The following is a 20,529-nucleotide window of genomic DNA, read 5'->3' as shown; positions in this document are numbered from 1 at the left end:
CAGCGACCTTCGCATTAACAGTGCGGTGTTCTACCAACTGAACTACAAGACAATCAATTTATGTATGTATGATAACCCTAGCAAAACGAAAAGTCAACGTATAATAGAGCTTTATTAAACATTTTCTAATAATCGTTTACTTTTGTGTTCCTTTTTATGTATGTTTTCCAAATAAAAAACGGCATAACCGCCGTCATATCACCCAATCATCGAGTTTGTTTTTGTGTCCCTTTTTGTGTCATTTTGTCTGAAAAACCATGCTATTTAGTGAAAGCTGAAAAATAAAAAAGGCTTTACACTGGGCTTTTTGAGACCCTATGCAATGCCTTGAAAGTTAAAATAGATTCCTAAGGAATCCGCCCCTCTTTTTCTTCTAGCTACTTGATGAACGCAGCCACTTGATTCGATGGAATGGCAAAGCCCATCCCCTCGATATTCGTGTTTTGTGCGGAGGCCGTAATTTTTGAGGAAGCAATCCCGATTACCTGGCCCGATTCATTAATCAACGCACCACCGGAATTTCCCTGGTTAATGGCGGCATCCGTTTGAATAACCGAAACCGTGTGATTGTTAGTTTCGCTAGCAGTTAACGAGCGCTTAGCCTGGGAGACGATTCCCTTCGTCATCGTCGATGAGTAGGCCGCTCCTAACGGCGAACCGATGGCCATCACGTTTTGACCAGTGACGACTTTGTCAGAATTAGCCAAGGTGGCCACCTGCTTGAAGGCTGCGGACTTCACCCGAATTAAGGCCAAGTCCTGGTTAGCGTCCGATTTAATAATGGTAGCCGTGGCTTTATCACCATTGGCATCCACTACTTGAATCTTGGCCGAGCTTTCAATCACATGGTAATTTGTGATAATGTCTGCGGTTCCGTTAGAAGCACGTAGTACCACACCAGAACCCTCAGAAGCCGTTTCATAATTTGAGCTATCCGTCTTCTTGTTTTGTGAATCAAAGGCATCCGCACCATCTGAAAGCGAAGCAGATTTTTGTAAGTTTTGAACTGTTACGACAGCATCTTTCACTTTCAAAAAGGCTGTTTTTTCCTGATCGTTTGACGTATAGGCAACCGCTGAAACAGTCGCCGTCCCTGCTGCGTTTGTATTCGTTGCTTTGGCTAAGCGGGTTTGATACCAAGAATTTGGCAAAGTCGATCCGTACACAACGGCAGCACCCACCAGCAGGGCAACAACCATCGAAACCGTTACCCAAAAATGATTTTTTAGAATATGAATGTTGCGACGCATGTCTGCAAATCCTCTCAGCGTTTCTTAATCAATGCCAATTTATAAGGGTAAAACAACTTTAAAAATCGTTCCCTTCGGCTTATTATCCATTACGACAATTTTACCATTGTGTGCCCGGACTATCCATTCAGCAATTGATAATCCAAGACCTGTTCCACCCGTTTTACGATTTCCCGTTTTATCTTCACGGTAAAACCGATCAAAGATGTGTTTCTTGGCGGAGGCAGAAATCCCCCGACCAGTATCAGCGACTGCAATGACCAAGCGCCGCTTTTCTATTTTAGCTGATACCCGAATTGCGTCACCATCGTCCGAATACTTCAGTGCATTATCCATTAGTAAAACCAGCAACTGATGAATACGTTTTCGGTCGATTCCTACCTCTTGGTTAACATCCACGTCTAGCGAAACTTTTTTGTAGGATAAACTGCCCATTTCAACGTATGGCGAAAGGACTTTATCCATAAAGGCCTTAATATCCGTTTTTTCCTTTTCGATTTTTGTCATGTTCGAGCCGGACTTGGCCAGCGTCAACATGTTGTTCGTCAAGGAATTTAAACGACGGACCTCTGACAATGATAGGATCACCGCTTCCGACTCTTCTCGAATCGTCGCCGTTGGTTTGGTCAACATGGTTTCCAGCTTCCCTTGAATAACCGACATTGGCGTACGTAACTCGTGTGCTGCGTTATTAACAAAGTCTTGCTGCTGTTGCCAGGCCCGCAAAATTGGTTTCATGGACTGGCGGGAGACGTAGTAAGCAAAGAAAAGAGCGAAGATGAAGGCCCAAATAAATGACCAAATCAAGACATCCTGGAACTTCTTGAGGTTGACAACGGTATCCGTTACATCGACAAAGACATAACCATAGGCCGCAGATTGAACCCCATCTTTACCTGGAACAATGACCGAACCTTTTTTAAACTTAACGGCCTGGATTCGAAGATAAGTCTTGTTTTTATAAACCGTTTTTGGACTTTCACCCAAATCATCTTTATCGAACTTCAGCGTCACCTTGCGATTTAAGACATTCTTTGCTCCGGTTGTCGCTTGGCCCTCAATCTGATTGCCCTTTTCATCAAAATAGAGCATGTTACCACGAAATTCTTCGGGGTAGTGATTCATGGTCACGGACTTCGTGGACTTTTTTCCGGGATCCGTATCGGTGCTGTCGTCATTATCAGATTGCTGATAATAAGCCACATACTGGTTAATCACCCGGTCCGAATTATCGTAAATCGTAAAGGTATAAATCCAAAAAATAACTCCTGCTAAAAAGGAGAAGATTACCATGAGACCCAGTGCTAAGGTGGCAAAATTATCAATCTGTTGCCGGCGGTTAATCAGCTTGGTCATCAGGCACCTCAAGGATAAAACCGATGTTACGCAATGTCTTGATCAGGCCTCCCTGTCCAACTGCCTCTAACTTACGACGCAAATTATTCAAATAAATGTTCACAACGTTAATCGTTGTGTCGGAATCGACACCCCAGACGCGATCGAAAATCTGATCACGGGTCACGATGATGTTCTTGTTTTGACCTAAGTAAGTTAAAATATCAAATTCTTTTCCAACCAACTTAACGGACTTCCCATGTACTTGCACACCACGGTTTTCAAGGTTAATGGTCAATTCACCAACCGTGATGGTGTTATCTTCCGAATACACACCAGTACGGCGCAAAAGCGCCTTCACACGAACCAACAATTCTTCTCGGTGGAAGGGCTTCGTCAAATAGTCATCAGCCCCAACGTTGAAGCCTTCAATCTTATCATCCAATGATGCCTTAGCAGTCAAAATCAAGACGGGCGTCACGACTTTGGCATCACGAACGTTCTTGATGATTTCCAAACCAGATTGACCGGGAAGCATCAAGTCACAAATAATCAAATCAAAAGGTGATTCCTTTGCTTCGAATTCGCCATCCAAACCATCGGTCACTGTTTTAACGTCCGCAAAGTCTTGCAAGAAACCAACGATGTTATCTGCTAAATTCTGATCATCCTCGATCAATAAAATTTTAATTGCCTTTGCCATGCTTACCTTCCCTTCTATATCACGCCAAAATGTTTAATGATTATGTCTCAATTTATCAAGAATAGATTAAGAATAAATTAAAGATGAACACGGAATAATGGCGCTTTCCGCTTACTATTTAATACCTAACGAAATCTCCAAAGCGTGTTTAACCGCTTTCATCGTACCATCATTTTCATCAATATGAGCAATTCGGTCGCGGAGTCGCAATTTATCGATTGTGCGAATCTGTTCTCCTAAAATAATCGAATCCTTTTTCATCACACCCAACTCGGCTGGCAACACCACGTGTGTTGGTAACTTTGCCTTTGATATTTTGGATGTAATGGCCACCGCAATGGTTGTTGGTGAATTTTGATTACCGCGGTTATTTTGAACAATTAACACTGGCCGGAGCCCACCCTGTTCTGAACCGATTCCTTGTTTTAGGTCGGCAAAAAAGACGTCGCCTCGTCGGACGTTTTCATAATCTGCTGTCATGTTTTCCTCTTGTCTATGTACGGGTTAAAAACCCTTTCGATCATTCTGCAACATCCACCCTTGGAATTCGATCGGAGAAACCGGTCAATAGTTCATGGGGGATTGTGTGTCCAAAGTCAGCCATTTCCTCAATCGTAATTTCTTCTTCGCCGTCACGACCGATAAAGGTCACTTGGGTATTAATCGGAACTCGTTCCGATAACGAAATCACAATTTGATCCATGGTAATCCGACCCAGGATTTTCTCTCGTTTTCCATTTACCAAAACGGACATTCCGGAAAGCACTCGTTTCAATCCATCCGCGTATCCAATTGGAATCGTCCCGACCCATTGGTCTTTTTTAGCCGTGTACGTTGCCCCATAAGAAAGTGATTCGCCCTTTTTAAGCAAATGCACACCCCAAAGGCGACCCACAAGCGAAGCGACAGGCTTCAACTCAACTGGCAAAGCCCGATCCTGCATCGCTGGATTGTAACCATAGAGAACGGACCCCACTCGAATATTATCAGTTGGCACATCATCGCGGTGGAAAAGAGCCGAACCTGAGTTTGCCAAGTGCCACTTATCCTTCTCAATGCCGAGGCCCGTTACCATCTTCATAAAGTCAGCCAACTGCTGGCAGTAATATCCAGGATTATCTTCATCAGCAGTCGCAAAGTGCGTCATGACACCGGCCAGTGATAATTTCGGACATGTTCGAACAAAGTCAACCATGGCAGCCAACTCTTCTTGACTCTTAGCACCAAGCCGTCCCATGCCAGTATCAACGGCAAGGTGAACGGACAAAACACCGTTAGTATCACTCTGCGTGAGCGCAGCGACTGCACGCAGCAACCAATCAAGCGACCCAGCAACGGGTGCCAAACGTTGCGCCACCATTTCAGGAGCGAACTCCGCGGGTTGAACCCCGAGCAACACAATTTGGACCTCTTCTTCGGGCATGGCTTGCCGAACACGCTCCCCTTCGGCAAGCGTCGCCACAGCAAAATCATGTACATGAAGGTTATCATAGAGGGTTCTGGCCACCCATACATCGCCATGGCCGTAGCCATTGGCTTTGATAACGGCAATCAGACGTTTGGCGCCCGCATATGCCATCGTGACTTTGGCATTGTGAATCAATGCTTTTTTTGAACGAAGAAAAGCCAGCCCACGGCGTCTTAAGGCTTCATTCTGATCAGTCATTCGGTCTATTTCTCCAAGAACTTTTTCATTAATCGTTTTAAATAGGATCGTTTTTCAATAATCACTATCGTCGAAACAAAATCCCCTGAGTGGGTAATGGCAACGGACAGAGCGTTTTCTTGACCCCGCACACGGATAATCGGTTGGCCTGAAGCGGCGTTTAAAATCGTGATATCCTGCCAGGACACACTCTTCCCAATCCCTGTCCCGAGCGCCTTCGAATACGCCTCTTTTGCAGAAAAACGGCCCGCAATAAACTCAAGGTAGTGTTTCCCCGAGCGCTGGTTAGCTGCTTCAATCTCTGCAGGGGTTAAAATTGTTGACAAAAAATGCGGACGGCGTTCGATAACGGCAGCCACCCGGCTAATAGATTCCATGTCATTTCCAATACCAATAATCATATTTTTATTTTAACAAAAAAGCGTTGCAGGGGCTAATAATTCCCACTGCAGCGCTTTATTTTCATACTTATTTAAAATCAGACAGGTTTTGTGCACTTGGTTTCAAGTTCTGCCATTCCTTCGACAAGAAACGATTGTTAATCGTATAATCAGTCTTCGTCGTACCACTCGACAAGAAAGGATTCAAATATTGATCCAGCGCTAACCAACCACGCCAACCAACGTGAATCGTGTCCTGCATGAAGTAGTCTTCACCACCGTCTTGAGACAAATCGGCAATGTTATTAAATCCTTGACTTTGCAGTTGATACTTGATTTTAGCAACAGAAGCTTGGTACATCTCGTTGTTCAAACCAGTATACTTTGCCCAACGCTGGTTAACCGGCGTAATCACAAACATGACGTCTGTGTGATTCTTTGCAAAGTTATCAAGAACCGACTGGAAGTAAGCGTACTCAACTGATTGCTCATAGTTATAGTTCTTCTGTGAGTTCTTCAGCGAGTTCTTTTCCGGCATTACACGTGTGGTGTAGAAAGAGTTCTTAATGTGGAAGGCGTTGTTCGACGTTCCCTTCTTTCCCTCTTCATAACCCAAACGATCCAAAGCGTTCTTTGAATAGATTTGTGGCAATGACTTAGCAGCCGGTAACACTCGATTTTTGTAGTTAGAAGACTTTTCTAAGCGGGAGAACAAAGCATCTTGTCGCGATAGGATGCGATGCTTGAAGCGCAACGTTGACAAACTAGCTTCCGATAGTGAATCGCCATTTTCAATTTGCTTCAATAGGCGGTTGTAGTAAGCATTGTTCTTAACAACGGACCTTTCAAGTACTTGAGAAGCGACAAATTGATCGGTCGTCGTCGGCTTGTTCGTTCCGATGTTTAACAACCAGTCAACCAACTGAAGTGGTGAGTAAAACAAATCAAACCCAGCATCAGAACCAGTCTTGGTGAACCACTGCGGTGAAACCACGTAAACGGCTTTTTTAGTCTTTAAGGTGCCTTGCATTTCCTGCATGTTTAAGAAATGAACCAGCGAATCCGACCCTGCCTTTCCTAACATGAAAGGTTGGTAGTTACGGTGATACTTCTCCGCTAAAACAGAAGGATGCAACGAATCAATTCGAGAAAGCTCCGATGACCCAAAGAACGGTACATAATTTACTTTTTTATCCGCAAAAGCGGCATTTTTAACCGCTTCCCCTTTCACCAACTGAGTGGAGAAAGATACAGAGGATTCTTGTAAACTCTTTTGACTATAGTGAGTCAAAGAGAATGGCAGAAGGAAAATCAAGGCTAGCAGTGCAAAGGCTACTAAAACCGGACCAAAAATCTGCCAAAGTTTTTTCTTGTTCGACATGAGGTTTTATCCCATCAAAGCAGTGACAGAGGCAACAATCTTGTTAGTGGTATCCCAATCTTCACGAGCCAATTCTGAAACAGGGGCTTGGATGTTGAAACGAGATTCCAAAGCCAAGAGCATTTCGACCGTTGCCATTGAGTCGAGCAAACCTGAATCAAAGAGGTTTTCGTCCATTTGATTTGACATGTCTTCCCCAGTCACGTCCTTGATAATTTCTAATACACCTGCTTTTACATCCATTTTTATTTCCTCACTCTTTCTACTCAAATAACATTTTTTAACGATGGAACCAGAAGGTATCCAAGAAGCCACAGAAGACCAGGAAGGTCAACATGACAAAGTGAAAGGTCAAAACGACCGCAAAACCTTCGGTAAATTTATTATGTGGAATCTTATCCTTGTGCTTGCGCTTGAAGCGAATCCAAACATCATTTCCTGCTAGGGCAGCACCGTGCATGAATCCGTACAGGATATAGTACCATGTCAAGCCGTGCCAGAATCCCATCACCAACATGTTAACAAAATACGCCAACGTTGACACGGTGTTTCGGTTTTTAATCCACTTATGCTTTAAGAATAAGAAGACGAAACGCATAAAGACAAAGTCACGGAACCAGAAGGAAAGTGACATATGCCAGCGGTTCCAGAACTCCTTAATGTTCTTGGCACCATATGGCTTATTAAAGTTAATGGGTGATTCAATCCCCATCACGTATGAAATTGCCAGGGCAAACAACGAGTACCCTGCAAAGTCAAAGAAGAGATACATACCATAGGAATAGGCCACCGGAATTAACCACCATGACAACAACATGCCATGATGAGCATCCGACATCGCCATTCCTTGGAAGTAATGATAAGTCATTTCGGCGTAGTGGGCAATGATGAACTTGTAAGCAAAACCGAGAAAGAGGTTCTTCACGGCTTTACCAAGTAAGTCAATGTAATGCTCACGTTCTGGCGCCACTGCTGCATCCTTTGCAAAACGTGAATAGCGGTCAATTGGACCGGAAGACAGCGTTGGCATAAAGAGCATAAAGCGCAAGAACATTACCGGATGGAAGTCCTTCACGGCACCATCACGCGCCTCAATAATCATACCGATCGATCGGAAAGTTAAGTAAGAAATCCCTAAGAATCCAAGGAGTGATAACTGGGCGTGGAAAATCCCTGCGCCAGATAACCGAACCAGGAATATCGGTAAGATCGATAGAGCCGCTGTGGCATAGAAAACCATGCCAGTATTTTGTTTCTTTCGGTAGGTGATGTAACCCCAAACCAACAAGAATTGCCAAATGGAGTAAATAATCAAGGCCAAGCCCTGACCCGAGTGACTCTTATCATCGAAAATCAAGAAGATAAAGGCTAGTGACACCAGCACTTCATAAGTAACGAAGCGCTTACCGAAGTACAGGCCAACTGCCAGTGGGACTAGCGCCAATAGCAGGTAAACGAAGTAATTCGGATCTGCGTATGGTTGTAAATTAGGCATTGCCGTTCACCTCAGCAATCAAGCCCTTCAAGTCAATCTTTCCGTTTTGCGTCAATGGCATCTTATCACGGTAGATAAAACGGGTTGGCATCATATAAGGCATCATGATGTCCTTCAAATCTTCACGAATAGCATTGGTCAGTTCCATTGGCTTTTCAAAGTCGTTCTTCTTGGGAACGACAATGGCCAACATCTGCTTGACGTCGCCATTTTGGTCGTAACGCGGAACTGCAGCAGCTTGTTCAACCCACTTTGACTGCGTCAAATGCTGAGCAACTTCTTCCAATTCAATACGGAAACCATGCAACTTAATCTGAAAGTCCATCCGGCCCTTGTAGTGCAAAAGCCCATCGGCATCGGCATAACAGAGATCCCCTGTCTTGTAACCCGGTTGACCATCCACTTCCAAGAAAGCCGCAGCCGTCTTTTCAGGATTATTCAGGTAACCCTTTGAAACAGCCGGACCTGAAAGTACCAATTCACCAGGCTCTTCAGAAGGCAATACGTTGCCTTCCTTGTCCATGATGGTGGCCGTCATATCTTCCTTCATGTACCCAATTGGCAACTTGTCATACTTGGCCAAAACGGCATCCGTGATTTCCAAAGCTGAAACGGCAACGGTCGCTTCAGTTGGTCCATATGTGTTGTAAATTTTTGCTTCTGGGAAGCGTTCACGCAACTTCTTTGCAGTAGCAGAAGTTAAGACTTCGCCACAGAAGAGGAAGGTCTTCAAACGTGGGTAATTTTCAGCGTTAAAGTCTGGTGACAACAGAGCCACGTTAGCAAAGGAAGGGGTGGAAACCCAACGGTCCAATTCCATTGCAGGCAAAGCCGCAAAGAGCTGCTTAAAGTCGTCAGCCACTTCCTTTGGTAAGGCCTTCATCACACCACCGGCCAAGAGAGCGCCGGCCCATGACATGACTGAAACGTCGAAAGAAAACGGCGTTTGGGTCAAAATGTTTTGACCATCCTTTAGATCAAAGTCATCCCCAAGCATCCAGTTGATGTAGGAAAGGGCATTCTTGTGTGAAATCTGAACCCCCTTTGGCTTACCAGTCGTTCCGGAAGTGAAGATGATGTAATAGTTCTCATCGTCAACAACGCCATGGGTCAAGTCGTAAGACTTACCAGCCGTAAAGGCCTTCTTCAATTCTTCCCCTTGGTATACCGGAACAGAGGAAATGGCCATTGGCAGTTCGTCCAAGGCAATTACCGCCGCTGGTTGACCAATTTCCAAGATGTTTTCGATCCGATCATTGGTTGAGTCCTTGTCAACCGGCGCATAGGCGTGACCGGACTTAACAGCGGCCAAGAAGGCAGCGACCATTTCGAATTGGTGCCCACCAAAAACCATGATGGGTGCTTTTTCAGCAATTCCTTGTTCGTCAAGGTAAGCAGCCAAGGAATCCGAATAAGCCTTCAAATCACCATATGTGTGCGTAACACCCATTTCGTCGTAGGCAATTTGGTCAGGATGTGCAACCGCGTATTGATCAATATGCTTATAAATATTTTCAATCATAATGAGTACCTCTTAAAATTCGTTATAGATAAAGTGACCGCCGGTAACGCCGGAATAACCATATAAATAAATCAAGAATAACATGATTAGAAAATAGGCCAAGGTTTTTGCCACAAAGGCAACCCAGGGCCGTTTAATGAAGCGCTGAAACATCGCGACATGCCCCCAAATTCTTTCTAAAATAGTGTATAATTGGCGGCAGACTGACCGTCAATTCACATCAAAATACTTCGCCTATTATAGCACAAATTGTACGTGTGTATACCTGACCAGGGCGGACTAGAACAAAGAAGGCCCCCATGTTTACCAAATCTTTAAATAAACTGATTCGCTTCGATAAACGCTTCATTGACATCTTACCAATTAAAACGCTTTTCTCCGCTTTCCAAAAAGTCATTCCACTGGCCATCATCAATGTCTATCTCCATTTGGCACTGAAGCTAATCTTTGACCCCTCCGCCATTGTTCCAGCCATCCTCCATATCCGGATTCGAATGATTGCCCTTTCGCAAAGCATCACCATTTTGACTTCAGCGTTTGACTACCTATTAATAGCACTCGTCGCCGCCTTGTGGACAAAGGCTTACTTAGAAGCAAAGTTAGACGACCTTGGTTTTTCAAAGGATGAACTACTGCCAGTTTTGGTTAACTTTGCGCTGGCCCTCCTCTATGGCTTTGCGACCTTTACGTACAGTAACCAGTCAGCCATTCACCTTATTCTTGTTCTCCTTCTTACCTATATAACGAATCTCAGCTACGTTTATCTAAGCAAATGGACAAAGGGTCTTTTAACAGACTTTGGCTTTGCTTACCTGTTCTGGGCCGCGATTGTGCTCGCCAGCGTTGCTTACCTCTACTCGGCCATTCCATCACAGATCAACCAAGGTTCCTTTAACGGTTTCTTTTCGATGAATTTCTTCTCTCACTGGTATGGCTTGGCGCTGACGGCCTTTTTGACCCCCATACTCTTTACCCTAGGCTTTGCCATTCCGACGGACTTAACGACGGCGGCGACCGACCTTTCACAGGTAAATGCGAACTTGAACGCTGTTTACCAAGCCGTCATGGCCACCTTGCCCTACCCACAGAACCCTTATTCCGTTTTGACCACCTCCATTCTAATTGGAGGCGTCGGCTCGACATTGGCCCTAACGATCTGTTTACTCTTCCTCAAAAGTCGTCGGCTTCGCCGACTCGGACTTTGGTCACTTGTACCGGCCGTCTTCGATTCGAATAAGATTCTGGCCTATGGGCTGCCACTCTTTTTTCGCCCCTTGACGCTGGTTCCCATGGTCCTAGCATCTACTTACGGCGCCTTAGTCACTTCCTTTTTCATCAAAGTCGGCATTTTACGACCAACTGTTTTCTCAGTTCCTAGTGGAACGCCCCACCTTTTACTGTCGTTCTTTGCTTCGCAAACCCCCTTTGATGCCATCATCGTTACGGGGATTATTCTATTCGGAGCCGTGCTAATTTACTGGCCATTCGCCAAAGCAATTGAAAAGGAGGAAGCAGATGTTTAACCCATTCCAGTCAGTGATTCATTTTCCAAAAAAAGTCTGGCAAACTTGGAAAAACGCTGCTCGTTCTTCCCGAATCGCCCTCGTATTAACCGTGACAGCAGTCATTATTTTGGCTGTTTTGGGCCGTATCTGGATGCTATCGGAGCACCAAAACGATCGCGCCATCCAAAAATCACGAATTCAACCCGTCATTTTCGTGCCTGGATCATCGGCAACCATCCAACGTTTCAACTCGCTATTCACAACGCTGAATGGCGAAACCAAGGGAACGGCCCATTCTATTCTGAAGGTACAGGTTAATAACGATGGTTCCCTTTCCTATTCTGGCCACCTCTCCACTTCAAACCGGCAGCCGTTCATCGTTGTTGGCTTTGAGAAAAACCAGGATAATTATCCAACCATCCAGGCCGATGCCCAATCACTGGGTACCGTCATGACTGAATTGCAATCGAAGTACCACTTCCGTAACTTTTCGGCAGTCGGCCATTCGAACGGGGGATTGATCTGGACGGATTACTTGGAAAACTATTATTCAGCCACTAACTTCCATATTCGGACGTTGATGACCCTTGGAACGCCCTTTAACTTCTCGGAATCCTCGACCACGAAGAAGACACAGATGCTCAGTGACTTTATCAATGGGGCTGATTCGTTACCAACCGATTTGTCCGTCTATTCGGTTGCAGGTTCTGATGACTACACGGACGATGGGACCGTGAACGTCCAATCAGTGTTATCTGGTAAGTACATCTTCCAAAAACACGTTGCTAAGTACACACAAACCACTGTTTCGGGAGACAATGCCCAGCATTCCAAGCTGCCAGAAAACCCCGAAGTCGTGAACTTGATTCGCGAACTCATCTTGGACAACAAAGCCAATGACCGTGGCGCCTCAGCAAATAAGCTCAAGAAAGCCGATCCAAAGAACTAACAGGAGGATCAATGGTTAACCTAATTCACAACAAGAAGGGATTGCTATTATTCATGGCAACCCTTTTCTTTCTATCAGGGCTTGGTTTTTACCAGGCCCACCCCGTTTCAGCGGAAAACCCCGAAACGCTCATGCCAAACAGCAACTACCCCCTCGTCTCGGACTATGCCAACATCCTATCATCTGATACTGTCAACCAAATTCGTCAGGCTAACGAAAAGATGGCCAGTTATGACGATCAAGTCCAAATTGCCGTTCTGACCGTCAATTCGACGGATGGCCAATCCATCGCCGACTTTACCAACGACCTCACCCTCCGAAGTGATTGGCACCCTGGTTCCAAAAAATACGACAATGGCGTCCTCATTGTCTTTGCTAAAAACGGTGGTAAGAACAACGTCCGGATTGCAACGGGAACGGGGATGGAACAGTACCTACCAGATGCCACCCTTCACAAGCTATTGCTTGAAAACCAGTCGAAACTAAAGTCTTCGAGCACCAGTCAAAACGACCAAGGAATCCTGGACCTCTTCTTAGACGTCCGGGGGGCCTATGCGGGTAATCCATCCCCCCACAATCAAACGGGTACTCAACAGGGAAAGCAAGCAACCACTCAGAAAGAACAAAACGACCTACCGAATGGCCTTGTTCTTTTCTTACTCGTCCTTGTCGTCTTAACCATTTGGAAAGTCCTTTCTTCCTTAAAAAAGAAAAAAGAACCGACGAACCGAGCCTATGATTACGAAAATTATCAAGACACCAGCGGAGGTCCACGGTCGAATCCTTCGCGTGGTTCTTTTGGCCGAATGAACGGCTTTTCTTGGTTCTCTATTGGCTGGCTGCTTTCCTGGCTCTTCTCCCATCACGACGATGATCACCACGACCACTTTGATGGTTCCGGTGGCTTTGGTGGCGGTTCCGACTTTGGGGGCTGGGGAGGCGACGCAGGTGGTGGTGACTTTGGCGGTGGTGACTTTGGCGGTGGCGACTTCGGCGGTGGCGGTTCCGACTTTTAGATTGAAAAAACAGCTGAGCTAAAATAAAATAACACTAACAAAAGCAGATAAAGGAAAACAACATGACAGTTATCAACGCAACACAACCCTTCTATAAAAAACGTTCGTTTCAAATTTTGATCGGTATTGGCGTCCTCTTCCTCCTACTCATCACCTTCTTTGTTTCAGGTTCAAACGGCTTAAACCGCGAACAACAAAACGTTGATGCCGCAACCGGTGAGGTGCAAACCGCCCTACAAAACCGTGCGGATTTGATTCCAAACCTCGTAAATGCCGTTAAAGGTTCGCAAGGACAAGAATCCGCCGTGTACGGTAAAATTGCTGAAGCCAGAACACAGTATAATTCCGCTAAGCAGTCATACGACAACGCTAGCAGCCAAGACCAGAAGACGAGTGCCATGCAATCCCAGGACCGTGCTTTTAATTTGATGGTTTCAACCATCAATGAAAACTACCCAAACTTAAAATCTTCTGATCAAATGAACACGTTGATGGCTCAATTAGAAGGAGTTAACAACCGGGTTACCTATGAACGCAAAAAGTATAACAAAGCCGTTCAAGCTTACAACAACCGCGTGGTTTCCTTCCCATCCTCACTGATTGCTTCCATGACTAACCACCAAAAGATGGCTTACTTCCAAGCAGATTCTAATGCCCAGGCTAATCCAACCGTTGATTTTAGTAAGTGAAACCCTTCAAAAAAGAATTAGACCATTTCTAGCTAATTCCCTTAATAGCAATTATGAATAACGAAAAAGCCCCAGACCAATGGTCTGGGGCTTTTTCGTTATTCATAAAGAATACCCTTATTATACATGATAATTTAAAATCGAACAACCGTTCCGTACGTTAAAATTTTTAAACTTTTTTATGATTTTACACCCTATATTATTGACTTTTTAAGAAGGCAATGAGATACTGGTATGTCTGAGTTTGACAATTTAATAACAAAGTATCATAGGAGACTTTCATGAATATCGCAGATTCAATTCACAAAGTCGTGACCAACGCCTCCATCATCGGCGCCATCGTTGCTACGATTGGTACGATTTTGCTTGGTTACTGGTTGCGCAAGACAAACCGCCTCAAGGAAGGTGCTGTTAAAACATTAACAACGGTTACCATGACCGTTGCTTTACCACTGTTGGCCTTCACGTCATTTATGGCCCCTTTGAACCAAAAGACTTTGGAACAGGGAATGTCTGTTTTGGTCTGGGGAATCTTGATTTACATCATCTTAATTATTAGCATGCCTTGGTTATACTCCAAGTACGGTAAGGATGAACGTGATGTTTTAGGTATTTTGACATCCTTTGGTTCAACGACTTTCTTCGGAATGCCAATCGTTGGGGCCGTTTACGGTGCCAAGGGAATCATGTACTCTTCCATCTTTAACATCGGTTACCGAATCTTCTTGTACTCATACGCTTACATCAAGATGTCAGGTCAACAGATGAAGGCCGAGCACATCAAGAAGATGTTCTTGAACCCAATCGTCATCGCCACCTTCCTTGGTTTAATCCTCTGGTTGGTTCAAAACGCTGCCCCACAGGTTCTTGCCAACGTAACAAATTCAACGACTGGTAAGACGGTGGCCCAACACGTCGCCTTCTACCGAATCGATGCGACTTTGCCATGGTTGAACTCATGGTTTAAGACCTTGTCATCATTGGCATCCCCACTTGCCTGGTTGGCCATCGGTGCCAACTTGGCCCAGATGTCATTCGGCGAAGCTTTGAAGAACAAGACGGCTTGGTACTACTCATTTAACAAAGTCGTGATTGTGCCTATCATCATGATCTTGCTCGTTGTTGTCACCTCAGCCATGGGCATCTTGCCCGTTGACCACGTTGCCTTGGCAACCATGGTCATCATGATGGCAACGCCGGTTGCAACGGTGGCCGTTAACTACGCCATGGCCTTCAACCGCCAATCATTGATGGCGTCAAACACGTCACTTATCTCAACCATCTTTGCAACGGTGGCCATCCCATTCTGGATCATCATCGTGCAACTCTTGGGCGACTTGTCACTCTTTAAGTAAACAAAATCGAATTAGGAGGCCAACATGGCTTTTAAGATTATTTCTTTTGGAACTCGTGATAACGAAGTTCCCCACTTCGACGCCTTGAACAAAGAAGGCTTCGAAATGACTTACAAGTCCGAAAACCTGACCCATGACAACATCGATTTGGTCAAGGGCTTTGACGGTGTTTTGCTCCGGGCCAACAACGTGGCCGACAAGCAAAACTTAGACCAAATGGCTGAATGGGGCATCAAGTATGTCTTCACTCGGACGGTTGGTTACAACCACATTGACTTGGACGCTGCCAAGGCAAACGGCCAAATCGTGGCCTACGTGCCAGCATACTCTCCATACGCCGTGGCTGACTTGGCCTTTGGCTTGGGGATCATGCAAAACCGGAACTTGGCCGGTGCCGTTGCTTCGTCAGAAGACGGCGACTTCCGTCCAAACCCCGCTTCCTTCGTTCCTGAATTCCAATCCTTGACGGTTGGTATCTTGGGTACCGGTAAGATTGGTTTGGCTGAAGCCAAGCTTTGGAAGGGTGTTGGCGCCAAGGTGCTGGGTTACGACCCATACCCCAAGGATGGCATCGAAGACATCCTGACTTACGCCTCAATGGAAGACTTGTTGAAGGAAGCAGACATTGTTTCCTTGCACGTTCCTTACTTCAAGGGTTCAAACGACCAGTTCTTCGCTGCTGACCAGTTGAAGCTGATGAAATCATCGGCTGTCTTGGTCAACACGGCCCGTGCCGAAATTACGGACGAAGAAGCCATTATCGCCGCTGTTAAGGCCGGCGACATCAAGGGCTTTGCCACGGACGTGATTTCAAACGAACGCGCTTACTTCGGTCAAGTTAAGCCAGCGGCTTTGCAAGAAAAGGGTTCCATCATGGCCGAATTCCAGGCGCTCTATCCAAAGGTTGTGGTGACACCACACATTGGTTCCTACACGGAAAACGCCTTGCACGACATGATTTCGATCTCATACAAGAACTTTGAAAACGCCTTGAACGGCAACTTCGAAGAAAACTTCTTGGTTAAACCAGAAGCTTAAAAAGTCGAAAAGCCCTGCTCACATGAACGTGAGCAGGGCTTTTTTATTTTTATCCGTTGTCCTTATCAGCCGTTAACTTTCTATAAAGCACCCAGGCAAAACGCAGCATCATGTAGATAATCAAAAAGACAGCCACACCGACTAGCCAATTATCATTCATGCGATAGATAAAATTATTAATCAAAGCGTAAAGAATGCCTGCTCCACAAACAGACAAAAGATTATCAGGTTGCCTCATCACTCCCTCCAAATAACTACTGTATCAAGCAAAAACTCAGTACTCCTGACCTCAAAAAATGCTCAGCCAAACAAATCACTCGCAGTTCTGCCAACTTTTTCCAAAAATCGCTCCCGTTTCTTTGCTGTCGAATTACGGACAAAATAAAGCTGTGAGTGTTTAACAGTTTTAATCCCACACATTTTCAAAATTTGCTTTTTTAAGATGCTTCCATAATCCTGTTGGAAAAATTTAGCATATAGTAGCGGTGTATCATTTGTTGTAATAATCCAAGCCTTTTTGTTTTTTAACAATGCGACAGGTAGAACACCATTATAACGATAAGCGTATCCCTGAACAAAAACACGGTCAATAAATCCCTTTAGAATAGCGGGCATACTACTCCACCAAATCGGATAGATAAAAATTAAAAAGTCCGCTTCTTGAATAATATCCCGATACTTTGCCGTGTATGGGTCCTTATCAAGGTCCCGCCTGCGATGCTCAGCATCGAATTGCAAAACGGGATTAAACTGTTCTTGGTATAAATCAACATCTACCACATCATGCTCACCATGAATATGTTCTAACACTTGTTTTTTTATCGCATAATTATACCCAGTATGGTTTGGGTAAGCGGTAATAACAGCAATTTTCATCTTCGTCCCCTGTCCGTACAAAACCGTCATTTTTTATCGATATTATACACTAATTAACTTTTACTCTTTTGTCACAAATAAAAAAGCCATTTCAAAGGTTGATTCCTTCAAAACGGCTGCGTACACTTACTTTTTGTATGTCAAATGCATTCCGGAAATATTCATATCAAATGACGAACGATCGCTCGACAACTTGCCAGTATAGCTTTCACCATCAAGTTTCACCGTTACTTGGTCACCCTTAATGCTGTAAGTTCCCTTGTTCGTCGCTCCGTCGTTCTTTTCCGTTACCTTATCACCATCAAACGTCATGGTATCAGTTGCTGAAGTTAGAACTAAGTTAACCTCTGCTTTATAAGAACCAGAAAGGTGCTTGTTCTGGTAATCTTTCCACATGAAAAAGCCAAGCAAAACAACAACAATTGCTCCGATAATGAGCCAATTCTTTTTTGATACTTTCTTCAAACGATTCACAACATCATTGGTGCTGCTTACCGCGGCTTGTTTCTCTTCCGTCATTTACTTCTCTCCCAATCTCTCTACTCAATTCTTTTTCACTTCACCACGAGAAACCGTGGAAGCGAACCATACTATATTAGCATATTTTAGCAACAATCGGCTGAAAAAAAGGAGAGAAGGGAAATCCCCCTCTCTCCTTTTGATAAGTTCGTTCTTTTTGTCTATTTTTCCACGACCTGCCAATTTTCTGGCACGATCAACGTGTGGCGAACAGAAACAATATTGTCTTCATCCTTTTGCTTGAATAAGAACTTGTAGAAGTCGGACTTATAGGTCCACTTAACGGTTTTCGTCTTCACTTCTGCAGTGGTAACGTTTCCCTTTTGATAGGTGGCCTTTTGCTTGACCGCTTCAACAACCTTCTTTGTGTTCGGCACAAAGTGAGTGCTTGCTTGGACATCAGATTCTGCATCCTTGTAAACCAAGACGTAGTTGTCAGAACCAATCTTCTTTACAGCAACGGCACCGACCGGTGACTGGGCGGGCAAGATCGAGTAAACCTGCTTTGTTGAAGTCGTGGTCGTCTTTTCCATTCCGTAGTGGCCGTTCATGTTGGCAGCAAGCATAACAGAAGAAGCAAGCATCAAGATGGCGAAGAGCCCACCAAAGATAACCTTCAAACTCTTCATTTTAAGAGCGAAGATCGACACCATTGTCAGTACGGCAAGCAGCGCAATAATCCAAATTAACATTACTTGGCCTCCTTTTGGTTCTTAATGAAGAAAGTTATAACAAAGCCAATCACCGCAAAGGCCAATGAAATGGCAAAGGCCGCTTGGAACCCATCAAGCGAAGCTGTCAAGACTTTGCTTGCATAGGCAATTGGATCAGACAACTTCAATGCCTTACCAGGCGTTTGGTTGTTGATGATGTTTTGAACAACAGAAGTCATCAAGGCAACAACGATTGACGTTGAAACCTGACGAAGCGTGTTGTTGGCAGCCGTTGCATCCGACGCCTTTTCATCAGGCAAAGCCGACATGGCAGCGGTCGTCAGTGGCATCAAAGTCAAGGCCACACCAGCCATTCGGATGGCGTAGAGCACCGTAACGATGATGGTTGGCGTTTCGGCCGTCAAGAAGATGTATGGTAGGGTTCCCACAAAGAGGAGACCGAAACCAACAAATGAGAGCAACTTGACACCGAACTTGTTGTACAAAACACCGGCAACTGGTGACAAGAAGCCCATGAAGAGTGCTCCCCACATCAAAGTCAAACCAGAGTTCAAGGCTGACATGCCCCGAACGTTTTGTAGGTAAGTTGGCAACATCATTTCAACACCGAACATGGCCATCATCGCAAGAATCAAGGCAATCGTTGGAGTCGTAAATGACTTTACCTTGAAGACACGGACGTCCAAGAACGGTACGTCCAACTTCAATTGACGCCAGACGAAGACGAGCAGGAAGGCAATTCCAACAATAATTGGTGCAATTACCTGAGCAAAGTCACCCCAACCAGCAGTGGCAACGTTCGTGAATCCCCAGAGGAAGAAGCCGAAGCCGACCGTTGAAAGCACGAGTGACAAGACATCGAGGCTAACGTTCTGGTTTGGCACCACGTTCTTCATCATGATTGGTGCCAAGACCACGGCAATGGCCAAGATGATAGCCGGAATGAGGAAAATCGACTGCCAGTGGGCTGACAAAGTCAAACCGAGGAAGCTGTGGTCCTTATCCAAGATCCAACCAGTCAACGTTGGGCCGATGGCTGGTGCCATTCCGACAACCAGTCCCATCATTCCCATGGCTGCCCCACGTTCATCTTGACCGTACATGTTGACGATGACAATCTGCAAAAGGGGCATCATGATTCCAACGGCAATGGCGGCCAAAATCCGACCAGCCACGAAGATCCACCATGAATCCGCGTTTTCAGGCGTGAACATTGAAATCAAGACACCGGCGAGCAGCATCGCGTAGGCGACAACGTGCAAGGTCTTGGTCTTCACCTTCTTAGCCAAGTAGGCTGATAGTGGGACCATCATCCCGTTTGCGAGCAGGAACCAAGTGGTTGCTTGTTGGGCAGTTGAGAGGTCAATGTCGAAGGCCTTCATCAGGGTTGGCAAAGCCGTTCCAAGAGAAGTCTGCATTAACGCACCGGCAATGGCCGCAATCAACATGATTGCCAAAACAAGCCCACGGTTATAGGTTGGTTTGTTTTCCATAAATATTCTCCTTAATATGGTACATTTTGTACCACTTAATCACAAAATCTAGTTTAGCACGATTTTTGACTGTGTCAATATGTTCCACTTAAAAAATATCTGGTACAATGTAGCTAAGCAGAACGAGGAGCATTACCATGAACTACGGTCAGCAAGAAAACGCACGGGTAAAAGAACAGATTGTCGACGGCCTTTTTAAAGAGTTGGAAGAGCATCCATTCTCAGAAATTCGGATTGCTTCTTTAATTAAGACAGCCGGTGTTGGACGGACCTCTTACTATCGAAACTTTGATAGTAAGGAAGACATCCTCAATTACTATTTAGAAGAACTCATTGATGAGCGGCGGCAGCAATCCAAACAATTCGCCTGGACTCGAAAAGACGTCCAATTGGATTTAAAAGACGTCTTCGTCTTTTTCCGTGGACAAAAAGAGCGTTTTATCCTTCTCTTTGATAGCGGTCTCTCCGCCTATATCTTTAATTATTTTCGAGACACTGCTAAAAAAGGACGAAAACCCAAGGAACTGCCTTGGAACGAACCCTACCTCATCCCCTTTTTCACGGGTGCCTTACCGGCTGTTCTCTTTGAGTGGCTAAAGCGTGGCACACCAGAATCACCCGCTGAGATGGCAACTATCGTGACCAACTTTCTTCCCGACGCCTTCTTCATCGATGAACAATAA

The 20,529-nt window shown here is 45.1% G+C and carries 23 protein-coding genes; 7 read left to right on the top strand and 16 right to left on the bottom strand.

Features of this window, described 5'->3' with window-relative positions:
* Positions 1-377 precede the first annotated feature (377 nt).
* From IV71_RS04570 to IV71_RS04520, 11 genes are all read right to left on the bottom strand, one after another.
* Positions 378-1,250, bottom strand: coding sequence for a S1C family serine protease (locus IV71_RS04570; RefSeq protein ID WP_010017684.1), 873 nt, complete (start codon positions 1,248-1,250; stop codon positions 378-380).
* Positions 1,251-1,289: 39 nt separating this feature from the next.
* Positions 1,290-2,606, bottom strand: coding sequence for a sensor histidine kinase (locus tag IV71_RS04565; protein WP_010017681.1), 1,317 nt, complete (start codon positions 2,604-2,606; stop codon positions 1,290-1,292).
* Entirely contained in the window at positions 2,590-3,288 is a 699-nt protein-coding gene (locus IV71_RS04560; RefSeq protein ID WP_010017680.1) for a response regulator transcription factor, read from the bottom strand. The genes IV71_RS04565 and IV71_RS04560 overlap by 17 nt, the downstream gene beginning before the upstream one ends.
* A gap of 114 nt (positions 3,289-3,402) precedes the next feature.
* The gene (locus tag IV71_RS04555) at positions 3,403-3,768 is read right to left on the bottom strand and encodes a type II toxin-antitoxin system PemK/MazF family toxin (RefSeq protein WP_010017679.1); all 366 of its coding nucleotides are present in this window, start codon (positions 3,766-3,768) and stop codon (positions 3,403-3,405) included.
* A gap of 40 nt (positions 3,769-3,808) precedes the next feature.
* Entirely contained in the window at positions 3,809-4,954 is a 1,146-nt protein-coding gene (alr, locus tag IV71_RS04550; RefSeq protein WP_010017678.1) for an alanine racemase, read from the bottom strand.
* Positions 4,955-4,959: 5 nt separating this feature from the next.
* Positions 4,960-5,355: a holo-ACP synthase gene (gene acpS / locus IV71_RS04545; protein WP_010017677.1), complete on the bottom strand. Its 396-nt coding sequence runs from the start codon at positions 5,353-5,355 to the stop codon at positions 4,960-4,962.
* 67 nt (positions 5,356-5,422) lie between these two features.
* Positions 5,423-6,715 carry a D-alanyl-lipoteichoic acid biosynthesis protein DltD gene (gene dltD, locus IV71_RS04540; RefSeq protein WP_010017675.1) on the bottom strand — a complete coding sequence of 431 codons (1,293 nt, stop codon included), beginning with the start codon at positions 6,713-6,715 and terminating at the stop codon, positions 5,423-5,425.
* 6 nt (positions 6,716-6,721) lie between these two features.
* Entirely contained in the window at positions 6,722-6,958 is a 237-nt protein-coding gene (dltC, locus tag IV71_RS04535; protein WP_010017674.1) for a D-alanine--poly(phosphoribitol) ligase subunit DltC, read from the bottom strand.
* 37 nt (positions 6,959-6,995) lie between these two features.
* Entirely contained in the window at positions 6,996-8,210 is a 1,215-nt protein-coding gene (gene dltB, locus IV71_RS04530; RefSeq protein ID WP_010017673.1) for a D-alanyl-lipoteichoic acid biosynthesis protein DltB, read from the bottom strand.
* On the bottom strand, positions 8,203-9,732 hold the full coding sequence (gene dltA, locus IV71_RS04525; protein WP_010017672.1) for a D-alanine--poly(phosphoribitol) ligase subunit DltA: 1,530 nt from the start codon (positions 9,730-9,732) through the stop codon (positions 8,203-8,205). Before dltA ends, dltB begins: the two co-directional genes overlap by 8 nt.
* A gap of 12 nt (positions 9,733-9,744) precedes the next feature.
* Positions 9,745-9,885, bottom strand: coding sequence for a teichoic acid D-Ala incorporation-associated protein DltX (locus IV71_RS04520; RefSeq protein ID WP_010017670.1), 141 nt, complete (start codon positions 9,883-9,885; stop codon positions 9,745-9,747).
* A 146-nt stretch (positions 9,886-10,031) separates the two neighbouring features.
* Between IV71_RS04520 and IV71_RS04515 the strand changes: the two genes are divergently transcribed.
* The 6 genes from IV71_RS04515 (at position 10,032) to IV71_RS04490 (ending at position 16,284) form a co-directional block, all read left to right on the top strand.
* Positions 10,032-11,255, top strand: a complete 1,224-nt coding sequence (locus IV71_RS04515) for a PTS sugar transporter subunit IIC (protein WP_010017668.1) — start codon at positions 10,032-10,034, stop codon at positions 11,253-11,255.
* A complete protein-coding gene (locus IV71_RS04510) occupies positions 11,248-12,186 on the top strand; it encodes an alpha/beta hydrolase (RefSeq protein ID WP_010017667.1) in 939 nt (312 codons plus the stop codon). The genes IV71_RS04515 and IV71_RS04510 overlap by 8 nt, the downstream gene beginning before the upstream one ends.
* A gap of 11 nt (positions 12,187-12,197) precedes the next feature.
* Entirely contained in the window at positions 12,198-13,202 is a 1,005-nt protein-coding gene (locus tag IV71_RS04505; protein WP_010017665.1) for a TPM domain-containing protein, read from the top strand.
* 62 nt (positions 13,203-13,264) lie between these two features.
* On the top strand, positions 13,265-13,891 hold the full coding sequence (locus IV71_RS04500; protein ID WP_010017664.1) for a LemA family protein: 627 nt from the start codon (positions 13,265-13,267) through the stop codon (positions 13,889-13,891).
* Between the two features lie 281 nt (positions 13,892-14,172).
* Positions 14,173-15,246, top strand: a complete 1,074-nt coding sequence (locus tag IV71_RS04495) for an AEC family transporter (protein WP_010017663.1) — start codon at positions 14,173-14,175, stop codon at positions 15,244-15,246.
* A gap of 24 nt (positions 15,247-15,270) precedes the next feature.
* On the top strand, positions 15,271-16,284 hold the full coding sequence (locus tag IV71_RS04490; protein ID WP_010017661.1) for an NAD(P)-dependent oxidoreductase: 1,014 nt from the start codon (positions 15,271-15,273) through the stop codon (positions 16,282-16,284).
* Positions 16,285-16,333: 49 nt separating this feature from the next.
* Here IV71_RS04490 and IV71_RS04485 read toward each other — a convergent pair whose 3' ends face one another.
* The 5 genes from IV71_RS04485 to IV71_RS04465 form a co-directional block, all read right to left on the bottom strand.
* Complete coding sequence (locus tag IV71_RS04485; RefSeq protein WP_010017659.1) at positions 16,334-16,522, bottom strand: hypothetical protein; 189 nt, start codon at positions 16,520-16,522, stop codon at positions 16,334-16,336.
* Between the two features lie 62 nt (positions 16,523-16,584).
* Entirely contained in the window at positions 16,585-17,160 is a 576-nt protein-coding gene (locus tag IV71_RS04480; protein ID WP_010017658.1) for an NAD(P)H-dependent oxidoreductase, read from the bottom strand.
* Between the two features lie 126 nt (positions 17,161-17,286).
* Entirely contained in the window at positions 17,287-17,679 is a 393-nt protein-coding gene (locus tag IV71_RS04475) for a YfgM family protein (RefSeq protein WP_010017657.1), read from the bottom strand.
* Positions 17,680-17,840: 161 nt separating this feature from the next.
* Positions 17,841-18,371: a DUF4811 domain-containing protein gene (locus IV71_RS04470; protein ID WP_010017656.1), complete on the bottom strand. Its 531-nt coding sequence runs from the start codon at positions 18,369-18,371 to the stop codon at positions 17,841-17,843.
* On the bottom strand, positions 18,371-19,846 hold the full coding sequence (locus IV71_RS04465; RefSeq protein WP_010017654.1) for a DHA2 family efflux MFS transporter permease subunit: 1,476 nt from the start codon (positions 19,844-19,846) through the stop codon (positions 18,371-18,373). The genes IV71_RS04470 and IV71_RS04465 overlap by 1 nt, the downstream gene beginning before the upstream one ends.
* Positions 19,847-19,983: 137 nt before the next feature.
* Between IV71_RS04465 and IV71_RS04460 the strand changes: the two genes are divergently transcribed.
* Entirely contained in the window at positions 19,984-20,529 is a 546-nt protein-coding gene (locus IV71_RS04460; protein WP_010017653.1) for a TetR/AcrR family transcriptional regulator, read from the top strand.

The sequence above is a fragment of the Fructobacillus fructosus KCTC 3544 genome (assembly GCF_001438695.1).
Taxonomy (GTDB): domain Bacteria; phylum Bacillota; class Bacilli; order Lactobacillales; family Lactobacillaceae; genus Fructobacillus; species Fructobacillus fructosus.
Note: the sequence above shows the minus strand (reverse complement) of the source record. Positions and strands in the feature narration are given on the sequence as shown.

Coding starts and splice junctions, on each gene's coding strand:
- IV71_RS04570 (WP_010017684.1), bottom strand. CDS start 1,250: ATGCGTCGCAACATTCATATTCTAAAAAATCATTTTTGGGTAACGGTT.
- IV71_RS04565 (WP_010017681.1), bottom strand. CDS start 2,606: ATGACCAAGCTGATTAACCGCCGGCAACAGATTGATAATTTTGCCACC.
- IV71_RS04560 (WP_010017680.1), bottom strand. CDS start 3,288: ATGGCAAAGGCAATTAAAATTTTATTGATCGAGGATGATCAGAATTTA.
- IV71_RS04555 (WP_010017679.1), bottom strand. CDS start 3,768: ATGACAGCAGATTATGAAAACGTCCGACGAGGCGACGTCTTTTTTGCC.
- alr (WP_010017678.1), bottom strand. CDS start 4,954: ATGACTGATCAGAATGAAGCCTTAAGACGCCGTGGGCTGGCTTTTCTT.
- acpS (WP_010017677.1), bottom strand. CDS start 5,355: ATGATTATTGGTATTGGAAATGACATGGAATCTATTAGCCGGGTGGCT.
- dltD (WP_010017675.1), bottom strand. CDS start 6,715: ATGTCGAACAAGAAAAAACTTTGGCAGATTTTTGGTCCGGTTTTAGTA.
- dltC (WP_010017674.1), bottom strand. CDS start 6,958: ATGGATGTAAAAGCAGGTGTATTAGAAATTATCAAGGACGTGACTGGG.
- dltB (WP_010017673.1), bottom strand. CDS start 8,210: ATGCCTAATTTACAACCATACGCAGATCCGAATTACTTCGTTTACCTG.
- dltA (WP_010017672.1), bottom strand. CDS start 9,732: ATGATTGAAAATATTTATAAGCATATTGATCAATACGCGGTTGCACAT.
- IV71_RS04520 (WP_010017670.1), bottom strand. CDS start 9,885: ATGTTTCAGCGCTTCATTAAACGGCCCTGGGTTGCCTTTGTGGCAAAA.
- IV71_RS04515 (WP_010017668.1), top strand. CDS start 10,032: ATGTTTACCAAATCTTTAAATAAACTGATTCGCTTCGATAAACGCTTC.
- IV71_RS04510 (WP_010017667.1), top strand. CDS start 11,248: ATGTTTAACCCATTCCAGTCAGTGATTCATTTTCCAAAAAAAGTCTGG.
- IV71_RS04505 (WP_010017665.1), top strand. CDS start 12,198: ATGGTTAACCTAATTCACAACAAGAAGGGATTGCTATTATTCATGGCA.
- IV71_RS04500 (WP_010017664.1), top strand. CDS start 13,265: ATGACAGTTATCAACGCAACACAACCCTTCTATAAAAAACGTTCGTTT.
- IV71_RS04495 (WP_010017663.1), top strand. CDS start 14,173: ATGAATATCGCAGATTCAATTCACAAAGTCGTGACCAACGCCTCCATC.
- IV71_RS04490 (WP_010017661.1), top strand. CDS start 15,271: ATGGCTTTTAAGATTATTTCTTTTGGAACTCGTGATAACGAAGTTCCC.
- IV71_RS04485 (WP_010017659.1), bottom strand. CDS start 16,522: ATGAGGCAACCTGATAATCTTTTGTCTGTTTGTGGAGCAGGCATTCTT.
- IV71_RS04480 (WP_010017658.1), bottom strand. CDS start 17,160: ATGAAAATTGCTGTTATTACCGCTTACCCAAACCATACTGGGTATAAT.
- IV71_RS04475 (WP_010017657.1), bottom strand. CDS start 17,679: ATGACGGAAGAGAAACAAGCCGCGGTAAGCAGCACCAATGATGTTGTG.
- IV71_RS04470 (WP_010017656.1), bottom strand. CDS start 18,371: ATGTTAATTTGGATTATTGCGCTGCTTGCCGTACTGACAATGGTGTCG.
- IV71_RS04465 (WP_010017654.1), bottom strand. CDS start 19,846: ATGGAAAACAAACCAACCTATAACCGTGGGCTTGTTTTGGCAATCATG.
- IV71_RS04460 (WP_010017653.1), top strand. CDS start 19,984: ATGAACTACGGTCAGCAAGAAAACGCACGGGTAAAAGAACAGATTGTC.